Source organism: Rahnella woolbedingensis (genome assembly GCF_003602095.1).
GTDB lineage: Bacteria > Pseudomonadota > Gammaproteobacteria > Enterobacterales > Enterobacteriaceae > Rahnella > Rahnella woolbedingensis.
Window position 1 is genome coordinate 208,613 of record NZ_RAHH01000007.1, and the last position, 10,782, is coordinate 219,394.

A 10,782-nucleotide genomic window follows, 5' to 3' on the forward strand; every position below is an offset into this window, starting at 1 on the left:
ATTTATTCACCCAGCAAACGGATCATCTCCGCTTCGTCGATCACTTCGATCCCCAGTTCCTGCGCTTTCGCCAGCTTGGAACCTGCCGCTTCACCGGCGATCACCAGATCGGTTTTCTTCGACACACTGCCGGACACTTTCGCGCCGAGTGCAGTCAGCCTGTCTTTGGCTTCATCGCGGGAAAGTATCGAAAGCGATCCGGTTAATACCACGGTTTTACCGGCAAACGGACTGTCGATTTCTTCCGGCACAATCACCTGAACTTCCGGCCAGTGAATATTGATTTCCGGGCTTAACAGCTCTTCAATGACCTGTTGGTTATGTTCTTCCGACAGGAAATTCACCACGTGCCTGGCCACCACTTCACCGACGTCCTGCACAGTTTTAAGCGATTCAATATCCGCCGCGCGCAGTGCTTCCACTGAACCATAATGCGCCGCCAGATTGGCCGCGGTGGCTTCGCCGACTTCACGAATACCCAGCGCATACAGGAATCTCGCCAGTGTGGTTTCTTTGGCTTTCTCCAGCGCATTCACCACGTTCTGTGCCGATTTCGGCCCCATGCGGTCCAGACCGGTGAGTTTGCCTGCCGTCAGACGGAACAGGTCCGCCGGGGTTTTGACATATTCTTTCTCGACAAGCTGATCGATGATTTTGTCACCCATGCCGTCAACGTCCAGCGCACGACGGGCAACAAAATGCTTCAGCGCTTCTTTACGCTGCGCGCCGCAAATCAGACCCGCAGTACAACGCGCCACCGCTTCACCTTCAACACGTTCGACATCAGAATGGCAGACCGGACACTGCGTCGGAAAAATCACTTCACGGGCATCTTGCGGACGTTCATCGAGTACCACGCCGACCACCTGCGGGATAACATCACCGGCACGGCGCACAATCACGGTATCGCCGATACGCAGGCCAAGACGCTCAATTTCATCGGCATTATGCAGTGTGGCATTGCTGACCATAACGCCCGCCACCAGCACCGGCTCCAGACGTGCCACCGGCGTGATCGCACCAGTACGCCCGACCTGAAACTCCACGTCTTTCACCAGCGTAATCTGTTCCTGCGCCGGGAATTTGAAGGCCGTTGCCCAGCGCGGAGCACGTGCGACAAAGCCCAGCGTTTCCTGAATATCCAGCGAGTCAATTTTCACCACCACGCCGTCGATATCAAAACCCAGAGACGGACGGTCGGCTTCGACCTGACGATAGAATGCCAGCACTTCGTTGCTGCCGGTGCAAACACGTACGCGCTCACTGACCGGTAAACCCCAGGCTTTGAATTGTTGCAGGCGCTCATAATGGCTGCGGGGTAATTCACCGCCTTCCAGCAGCCCGACGCCGTAACAGAAGAACGTCAGAGGACGTTTGGCGGTAATGCGCGGATCAAGCTGACGTAATGAACCGGCAGCGGCATTACGCGGGTTGGCAAACACTTTGCCTCCGGTACGGCGCGCTTCGTCATTCATTGCCTCAAAGCCCGGCTGTGGCATAAACACTTCGCCACGCACTTCAAGACGGGCAGGAATATTGTCACCGTGCAGACGCAGAGGGATCGCGCGGATAGTCCGCACGTTCGCTGTGATGTTCTCACCGGTGGTGCCGTCACCCCGCGTGGCCGCCTGCACCAGTTCGCCATTTTCATACAGCAGGCTTACCGCCAGACCATCGAGTTTCAGCTCACAGCAGAATGTCAGTGGCTCAGCAGTTTTCAGCCGGTCCTGCACACGCTTGTAAAACGCCATATAGCTTTCTTCGTCGAATACGTTGTCCAGCGACAACATCGGCACCCGATGTTTTACCTGCTCGAAAGCAGAAAGCGGCGCGGCACCCACACGCTGGGTCGGCGAATCCGCAGTGATAAGCTCAGGATGTGCGGTTTCCAGTTCGCGCAATTCACGCATCAGACGGTCGTATTCGGCATCAGGGACTTCCGGTGCGTCCAGAACATGATACTGATATTCGTGATGGCGCAGCTGAGTGCGTAAGTGATTGATCTGTTCTTCGATAGTGGCCATGACTCACCGTGGAGATAAAAAACCCCCGGCAAGCGGGGGTTAGGGGAAAGGGTATTTCACGAACGCCGTTATCAGGCGGTCGCCTCGAGGACCTCGCGGATCCGCGCTTTGTACGTTTCGAGTTTCTGCGGCGTAATCATACGACGCTCATCGTCAAGCACCATCGCACCGACATCATCGGCAATACGCTGGGCAGACTGTAACAGCAGTTTGAAGTTCTGATGCGCGTCACCAAAGCAAGGCACCATCATAAACAACGTCACCCCTGGCGTGGAAAAGTCGGACATATTGTCAGGGTCAAAAGAACCCGGTTTGACCATATTTGCCAGACTGAACAACACCGGTCCGCTGCCCGCAGGGCTAACATGACGATGGAAAATATTCATAGCGCCAAACTGGAAGCCAGACTGAAGCACGCTGTTTAACAGCACTTCACCACCGATAACGCCCCCCTGATGCGCGGCAACGTGCAGCACCAGAACCGTTTCTTTCAGTTTCGCTTTCTCAGCCGGTGCCTCTTCTGCCGGAGCAAAAGGCGCAGCCTGAGGTTCTGCTTTCGCAGCAGGTGCCGCGTCCGCATGAATTTCCTGCGGCGGTACCGGAGCGTGCGCTTTGGCTTCAGGCGTATAGTCCTGAGGCGCAAAATCAGCCACAGGTTCGCGACGCGGTGCAGGCGCTGGTTCAGCGGCTGAATAGCCACTCAGCAACGGATCATCCTGTATAGCATGGTGCTGTGGCTGAGCCGGTTGCTGAGGACGAGCAGCAGGTGCAGGCGCTGGCTGCGCAGGTTGACCCTGCGGCTGACGTGGCGGCGCACTCTGTTCTGGCTCATCGTACTGACCAAAAGTCGGTTCATCCTGAGGATAAGCAGGACGCACGCGCACTTCCCCCACTCCATCGACGAAATCGTCAGGCGGAGATTGTTCCCGTTCTTTTTTCACACGTTTAGCTGGACGATCGCGAAACAGCGAAGAGCGTTCTTTACGGCTGGTCCACAAACCGTGTAACAACAACGCTATTATGGCGATCGCGCCAACAACGATTAATATCAGACGCAAATCCTGCATCATTGCTATCTCTGTTGTTCTAATTCATTGCCACCACGGCAAACATTCACGATATTAACTCTATTTGCCCACGTAGATAAGTGCAAGTCTCGACTCTACTTTCTGCTAATAAATAGGGCAGTTGCACCTTTTTTTGCTGTTTTTTCAGCCAATCCACTGGTAGCCAGTGGAAAATCATACCGATATGATAGCCCATGTCATTCAACTCAGAGAGAAAATTTCGTTTATGACTTCATCGCAAAGCGCCAGACATGAAAACGGCGTGCATTATTTCAAACAGGGCTGGACGCTCATTTCCTTACCAGGGATACGACGTTTTGTGATTTTACCGCTGGCCGTGAACGTATTACTGATGGGCGGCGCCTTCTGGTGGCTGTTTACCAAGCTGGGGGAATGGATCCCCGCCATGATGAGCAAGGTGCCGTCGTGGCTCAGCTGGCTGGATTATCTGCTCTGGCCGGTGGCCGTACTTTCCGTGGTGCTGGTGTTCAGCTATCTGTTCAGCACCATCGCCAACTGGATTGCCGCACCGTTCAGCGGATTGCTCGCCGAACAACTCGAAGCCCGGCTGACCGGTAAACCGCTGCCTGATAGTGGCATCTGGGACATCATGAAGGATCTGCCGCGCATCATGAAACGCGAATGGCAGAAACTGGCCTATTACCTGCCGCGCGCCCTGCTGCTGTTCGCACTGTACTTTATTCCGGTGATCGGCCAGACGGCGGCGCCCGTGCTGTGGTTTTTCTTCAGCGCCTGGATGGTGGTGATTCAGTATTGTGACTATCCGTTCGATAATCATAAGGTGAGTTTTGCGGATATGCGCCGCTCGCTTGGCAGCAACAAAATCGACAATATGCAGTTTGGCGCGCTGGTCAGCCTGTTTACGATGATCCCGGTGCTGAATCTGGTGATCCTGCCGGTTGCGGTTTGCGGCGCCACCGCCATGTGGTGCGACCGCTATCGCCATGTTTACGTTAAAAATAATACCGACGTGAACTCTATCCGAAAATAACATTTTTCCTCACAGCCGCCTGCGGGCGGCTGCCTGCTATGCTTGACTTTTCGTCCTCAAACTTATTTCTTAATAACGTATCGATATACCAAATACCAAAACCTTACTTCACTGGGAAAGCGGTTCGCGTATGCTTTCCTGATTCCCACTAATTTCATAGTGTTGAAAGCTTCACACCGTGAATATTTCATACAGTTAAAGGACGGGTTATGAGCAAGATCTATGAAGACAATTCATTAACAATTGGCCATACGCCACTGGTTCGTCTGAACCGTATCGGTAATGGTCGTATTCTGGCTAAGGTCGAGTCACGTAACCCGAGCTTCAGCGTGAAATGCCGCATCGGTGCAAACATGATCTGGGATGCGGAAAAGAAAGGCATCCTGACCAAAGATATCGAACTGGTTGAACCGACCAGCGGCAACACCGGTATTGCACTCGCTTACGTCGCTGCCGCGCGCGGTTATAAACTGACGCTGACCATGCCGGAAACCATGAGCGTTGAGCGTCGTAAACTGCTTAAAGCTCTCGGGGCCAATCTGGTGCTGACCGAAGGCGCGAAAGGCATGAAAGGCGCAATTGCGAAAGCCGAAGAAATTCAGGCCAGCGATCCTTCCCGTTATCTTATCCTTCAGCAGTTCAGCAACCCGGCCAACCCGGCTATCCATGAACAAACCACCGGTCCGGAAATCTGGGAAGATACCGATGGCGCAGTCGATGTGCTGATTGCAGGTGTAGGCACCGGCGGTACCATCACCGGTACTGGTCGTTATCTGAAAAGCAAAAAAAGCAGCGTGAAACTGGTAGCGGTTGAGCCTACGGATTCGCCGGTCATTACCCAGACGCTGAACGGCGAAGAAGTCAAACCGGGCCCGCACAAAATTCAGGGCATCGGCGCAGGTTTCATTCCGGGCAACCTGGATCTGGAACTGCTGGATCGGGTCACGCTGATCACTAACGATGAATCCATCCAGATGGCACGCCGTCTGATGGAAGAAGAAGGGATTCTGGCCGGGATTTCTTCCGGTGCTGCAGTTGAGGCTGCGGTAAAATTATCTCAGGAACCCGAGTTTGCGGATAAAACTATCGTGGTTATCCTGCCATCGTCCGGCGAACGCTATCTGAGTACCGCATTATTTGCAGATTTGTTTACTGAGAAAGAATTGCAACAATAATGCCACATCCCTAAAATAGTACAAAAAAGCACCTTCCGGGGTGCTTTTTTGTGGGCCACATCAAAGTTTGTACCACTCTGTCATTGATTTTACCTGCCAGGTTTAGTATTTAACCGGACAATTATTTCGATGCGCGAAATTAATAGCCTCCATGAAACCGCCCGCTGAATCGATTTACCGATTTGTTACAAGAGGGAAAATCACGGCATAATGGAGAAATAACAGGAAAGCCTAGATCTAGGGCAAAGAGTTTTATCGCTGAGTGCGTTATTTTCTCTTTTCTGTTGCATCTGAACCTGCCCCTGACCATAGTCAGGCGCTAATCTCTACAGGCTAAAGTGAAGCGCATAAGCTAAACTTTAGCTCCACAACATTACTTTAATAAGTTGGGGAAACAACAATGTTCCAGCAAGAAGTTACTATCACCGCTCCTAATGGTCTGCACACTCGCCCTGCTGCACAGTTCGTGAAAGAAGCCAAAGGTTTCGCTTCTGACATCACTGTGACTTCAAACGGCAAAAGCGCCAGTGCTAAAAGCCTGTTTAAACTGCAAACTCTGGGCCTGACCCAAGGTACCGTTGTGACCCTCTCAGCTGAAGGTGAAGACGAGCAGAAAGCCGTTGAACACTTGGTAAAACTGATGGCAGAGCTCGAGTAACACTCAGCCGCTCTTATATCGTTTAAACCAGTCAAGAGAAAGGTAGGGTTATGATTTCAGGCATTTTAGTATCTCCCGGTATCGCTTTCGGCAAAGCACTTCTGTTGAAAGAAGATGAAATTGTCATCAACCGGAAAAAAATCTCTCCTGATCACGTTGATCAGGAAGTTGAACGTTTCCTCGCTGGCCGTGCGAAAGCCTCAGCTCAGCTGGAAGTGATCAAGACCAAAGCCGGTGAGACCTTCGGTGAAGAGAAAGAAGCCATCTTCGAAGGCCACATCATGTTGTTGGAAGACGAAGAGCTTGAACAGGAAATCATAGCCCTTATCAAAGACGAGCATGCTTCCGCTGACGCTGCTGCTTTCTCTGTCATTGAAGGCCAGGCAAAAGCCCTGGAAGAGCTTGATGATGAATACCTGAAAGAACGCGCGGCTGACGTGCGTGATATCGGTAAACGTCTCCTGCGCAACATTCTCGACATGGCTATCGTTGATCTGAGCTCCATCCAGGACGAAGTTATCCTGGTCGCGACCGATCTGACGCCATCAGAAACTGCTCAGTTGAACCTGAACAAGGTTCTCGGTTTCATTACTGATTTAGGTGGACGTACTTCTCACACCTCAATCATGGCGCGTTCACTGGAATTACCTGCAATCGTAGGTACCAGCGATGTGACCAAACAAGTCAAAAATGATGACTATCTGATCCTTGATGCTGTTAACAATAAAATCTATGTCAACCCGACAGCAGACGTTATTGACGAGCTGAAAGCCGTTCAGAACCAGTACATCTCAGAAAAAGACGAACTGACAAAACTGAAAGATTTGCCGGCTATCACGCTGGATGGTCATCAGGTTGAAGTTTGTGCCAACATCGGTACCGTGCGCGACGTCGCAGGTGCAGAGCGCAATGGCGCTGAAGGTGTCGGCCTGTATCGTACAGAATTCCTGTTCATGGACCGTGACAGCCTGCCTACCGAAGAAGAGCAATTCCAGGCGTATAAAGCCGTTGCTGAAGCGATGGGTTCACAGGCAGTTATCGTACGTACCATGGACATCGGCGGTGATAAAGACCTGCCGTACATGAACCTGCCAAAAGAAGAAAACCCGTTCCTGGGCTGGCGTGCAATCCGTATCTGTCTGGACCGTAAAGAAATTCTTCACGACCAGCTGAAAGGTATTCTGCGTGCTTCTGCATTCGGCAAACTGCGCATCATGTTCCCGATGATCATTTCTGTTGAAGAAGTGCGTGAACTGAAAGCAGAACTCGAACTGCTGAAAGTGCAGCTGCGTGAAAAAGGCCAGGCATTCGATGAAACTATCGAAGTTGGCGTGATGGTTGAAACTCCAGCTGCCGCTGTGATTGCTCATCATCTGGCAAAAGAAGTCGATTTCTTCAGTATTGGTACAAATGATCTTACCCAGTATACTTTGGCTGTGGATCGCGGTAACGAACTGATTTCTCATCTGTACAACCCAATGTCTCCGTCAGTGCTTGGTTTAATTAAGCAAGTTATTGACGCATCTCATGCTGCCGGTAAATGGACAGGGATGTGCGGCGAGCTAGCCGGTGACGAACGTGCTACACTTCTTCTATTGGGCATGGGGTTAGATGAGTTCAGCATGAGTGCTATCTCTATCCCACGCATCAAGAAAATTATTCGCAATACAAACTTCGAAGATGTGAAAGCGCTGGCAGATCAGGCCCTGGCCCAACCTACGGCGCAAGAGTTGATGAACCTGGTTAACAAGTTCATTGAAGAAAAAACACTCTGCTAATTGCGCGATGCTGGTAAAGCTGCCCAAATTAATGCTTAGGAGAAGATCATGGGTTTGTTCGATAAACTGAAATCATTGGTTTCTGATGATAAAAAAGACGTTGGCACTATTGAAATCGTAGCGCCAATCTCTGGTGAAATTGTCAACATTGAAGATGTGCCAGACGTAGTTTTCGCTGAGAAAATCGTTGGTGACGGTATTGCTATCAAACCATCTGGCAACAAAATGGTTGCTCCGGTTGACGGCACTATCGGTAAAATCTTCGAAACTAACCATGCTTTCTCAATCGAATCCGACAGCGGCATTGAGTTGTTCGTGCACTTCGGTATCGACACCGTTGAACTGAAAGGCGAAGGCTTCAAACGCATCGCTGAAGAAGGCCAACGTGTTAAGAAAGGCGATTTGGTTATCGAGTTTGATCTGGCTCTGCTGGAAGAGAAAGCGAAGTCTACCCTGACTCCGGTTGTCATCTCTAACATGGACGAGATCAAAGAGCTGATTAAACTGACTGGTAGCGTGACTGTGGGCGAAACCCCAATCATCCGCATCAAGAAGTAATTCGCTCAGCGAGTAGTAAAGCAAGAAGTTAAAAAAACGGCGCTTATTCAGCGCCGTTTTTTATTGCCTGTAATGCCAGATCCCCAAAATTATTGAAAATTGCAGGAAGGCGGTAAACGAAGCCATCCCGATGAGCTGACACAAAGTAAGTGATTAGGGTAGCTCAGAGCAGCCACCGCAACTGAGGCTCAAATTATGATGCGGATTTCCAGTGCGGTACTTGCAGGCTGATGATAAGTCCATGCGGCTGTGCATTACGGGCATCCACTTTACCTTCATGCGCCAGCATCACTTTACGGGTGATCGCGAGCCCCAGACCATAACCTTTGCCTGACAGCGGCGATTTCACACGCACGAACGGGTCGAAGATACTCGAGAGCTTATCTTCCTCCACTCCCGGCCCCTGATCGGCAACTTCAATCTGCAAATACTCTTCAACCTGTGCCAGTGAAACAGTGATCGTTTGCCCGCGTGCGGAAAAACGCAGCGCGTTACGGACAACGTTATCAACCGCGCGTCGCATCAGCTCTGCGTTGCCTTTCACGGTGTAATCGAGATCATCGGATGATTCAGGATAGAGCGCGATTTCGACGCCCGGTAACTGCGCCTCATAGCGCGCATCGTTAACCACCGCTTCCACCAGCCCGTACAAATCGAAATATTCTTCGTCCGGGATTTCACTGCTCTCCGTTCGGGACAGCGCCAGCAACTCTCCGATCATCTTATCCAGACGCCCGGCCTCATGCTCTATACGGCTTAAAGAGGTTTCCACGTTCGAAGGATTCTGCCGCGCCAGACCGATTGCCAGTTGCAAACGTGCCAGCGGAGAGCGCAGCTCGTGCGAAACGTCATGCAGCAGCTCTTCGCGCGCCTTCACCAGAACCTGCAAACGTTCAGCCATTGAGTCGAAATCACGTGCCACTTCTGACAATTCATCGTGCCGCTTACCCATGCTGGTAAACAGGCGTACCGATAAATCGCCCTGCGCCACGCGCCCGAAGGCTTTACGCATTTGCAGCATAGGACGCGTCAGGTTCCATGCCAGCATCGCACTGAACAGCAATCCGCCCAGCCCCCCCAGCCATAACAGCGGCGGAGGCATATTCAGCCAGTCCCTGTGACGTCTCGGACGATATTCATGCATCAGCCCGTCGACATCATATTTCAGCCGGTAGCCCTGCCCGTCCGGCCCCTGAACAAACTGCACGACTTCATGGGGAATTTTACCGGGTTCCAGATCCTTAATCGTATTGCCTTTTGCGGGCAGCAACGAAGGAGTGACCGAGAAAAATTGCCTGTCGTCGTCGGGCCAGTCAGCCATCATCGCGTTCAGCGCAGTCATACCGCCGCTGTGCAGCGTGGAAACCGCTGAGGTAATTTGCAGTTTCACAAAGCGCCGTGCAATGCCGCTTTCCGGTGGTTCATGCGGATTATAAAAAGCAAAAACCACCCAGAGTCCCTGAGTGATCGCCACAAATGTGAACCAGAATCCCAGCAGGATTTTCCAGAACAGTTTTCCGCGCAGTCGTTTAGCGTATGCGATAGCCAATGCTGCGCACCGTTTCAATAGTCAGAATATCGCCACCTTCCAGTGCCCCCAGTTTCTGACGGATATTACTGATGTGAACATCAATACTACGGTCATAAGCTTCACGCGGACGGCCCAGGCCTTTTTCCGACAACTCATCTTTTGAAACCACACGCTCCGGGGAACGCAGCAACAGTTCCAGCAGATTGAATTCAGACGCCGTCAGGTCAAAAGGAACCCCGCGCCATTCGCTGCTGCGCGTGGCCGGATTGAGCGTCAGGTCGCCGTAGTTCACGGATGAAGAATCGGAGTGCGATTCCTGCTGCTCTTCCACACGACGCAATACCGCACGCAGACGCGCAACCAGTTCACGCGGGTAGCAAGGTTTGGGCATGTAATCATCGGCGCCCATTTCCAGGCCGATAACGCGGTCGATATTGTCTCCCTTAGCGGTCAGCATGATGATAGGCAGACGGCTGTTTTTACGCACCTGACGCAGAACATCAATTCCGCTCATATCCGGCAGCATAATGTCGAGGATCATCGCGGTATATTCGCCGGACATCGCCCCTTCTACGCCCGCTTTGCCGGTCAGCACCAGAGAGGCGTCAAAACCTTCTGCAATCAGATATTCGCTAAGCATGGTCCCTAATTCGAGATCGTCATCGACTAATAAAATTTTCATTCTTTATTTCCGCCTGGCTAAAATTTTGGTCATTTTTACCACTAACCCTGCATTACGCAGCCGCTTTTACTCTTTTTTTACACAGTCTCTGACAGAATTTCATATCGCTGAACGCGCAGTGTAAGGAACAAAGTTGTCGTGTTAAACACTATTCCTATTATAGAAGATTAAAATCAATCTGTTAGCGTCGTTCAGAAAGCAAAAGGCAGGCGCTAAGGCCTAATGCTGGTCACTTAAGGTGACCAGCATTGTTTTTTAAAGGATATTTCGACCTTTTTTCTCTCACTTCCCTTGCAT

At 51.4% G+C, this 10,782-nt stretch carries 8 protein-coding genes and 1 pseudogene; 5 read left to right on the top strand and 4 right to left on the bottom strand.

Translation table 11 applies throughout. The annotated features are described in order from the left end of the window. Positions 1-2: 2 nt before the first annotated feature. Complete coding sequence (gene ligA, locus D6C13_RS07920; RefSeq protein ID WP_120132232.1) at positions 3-2,024, bottom strand: NAD-dependent DNA ligase LigA; 2,022 nt, start codon at positions 2,022-2,024, stop codon at positions 3-5. A 71-nt stretch (positions 2,025-2,095) separates the two neighbouring features. Next, entirely contained in the window at positions 2,096-3,094 is a 999-nt protein-coding gene (zipA, locus tag D6C13_RS07925; RefSeq protein WP_120132233.1) for a cell division protein ZipA, read from the bottom strand. 223 nt (positions 3,095-3,317) lie between these two features. On the opposite strand from zipA, the gene cysZ reads away from it, so the two are divergent. The 5 genes and pseudogenes from cysZ to crr all read left to right on the top strand — a co-directional run bounded on the left by cysZ (position 3,318) and on the right by crr (position 8,272). Continuing rightward, a complete protein-coding gene (gene cysZ, locus D6C13_RS07930) occupies positions 3,318-4,103 on the top strand; it encodes a sulfate transporter CysZ (RefSeq protein WP_120132234.1) in 786 nt (261 codons plus the stop codon). 209 nt (positions 4,104-4,312) lie between these two features. Then, a complete protein-coding gene (gene cysK, locus D6C13_RS07935) occupies positions 4,313-5,278 on the top strand; it encodes a cysteine synthase A (RefSeq protein WP_120132235.1) in 966 nt (321 codons plus the stop codon). A gap of 400 nt (positions 5,279-5,678) precedes the next feature. Continuing rightward, positions 5,679-5,936, top strand: coding sequence for a phosphocarrier protein Hpr (gene ptsH, locus D6C13_RS07940; RefSeq protein WP_013574433.1), 258 nt, complete (start codon positions 5,679-5,681; stop codon positions 5,934-5,936). 50 nt (positions 5,937-5,986) lie between these two features. Then, a pseudogene (ptsI, locus tag D6C13_RS07945) lies at positions 5,987-7,784 on the top strand (phosphoenolpyruvate-protein phosphotransferase PtsI). Continuing rightward, positions 7,763-8,272: a PTS glucose transporter subunit IIA gene (gene crr, locus D6C13_RS07950; RefSeq protein ID WP_095922976.1), complete on the top strand. Its 510-nt coding sequence runs from the start codon at positions 7,763-7,765 to the stop codon at positions 8,270-8,272. Before ptsI ends, crr begins: the two are co-directional and overlap by 22 nt. A 193-nt stretch (positions 8,273-8,465) precedes the next feature. On the opposite strand, the gene D6C13_RS07955 is transcribed toward crr, so the two are convergent. Beyond that, the gene (locus D6C13_RS07955) at positions 8,466-9,821 is read right to left on the bottom strand and encodes a HAMP domain-containing sensor histidine kinase (protein ID WP_120132237.1); all 1,356 of its coding nucleotides are present in this window, start codon (positions 9,819-9,821) and stop codon (positions 8,466-8,468) included. Further along, positions 9,802-10,485, bottom strand: coding sequence for a response regulator transcription factor (locus D6C13_RS07960; protein WP_120132238.1), 684 nt, complete (start codon positions 10,483-10,485; stop codon positions 9,802-9,804). Before D6C13_RS07960 ends, D6C13_RS07955 begins: the two co-directional genes overlap by 20 nt. Between the last annotated feature and the right edge of the window lie 297 nt (positions 10,486-10,782).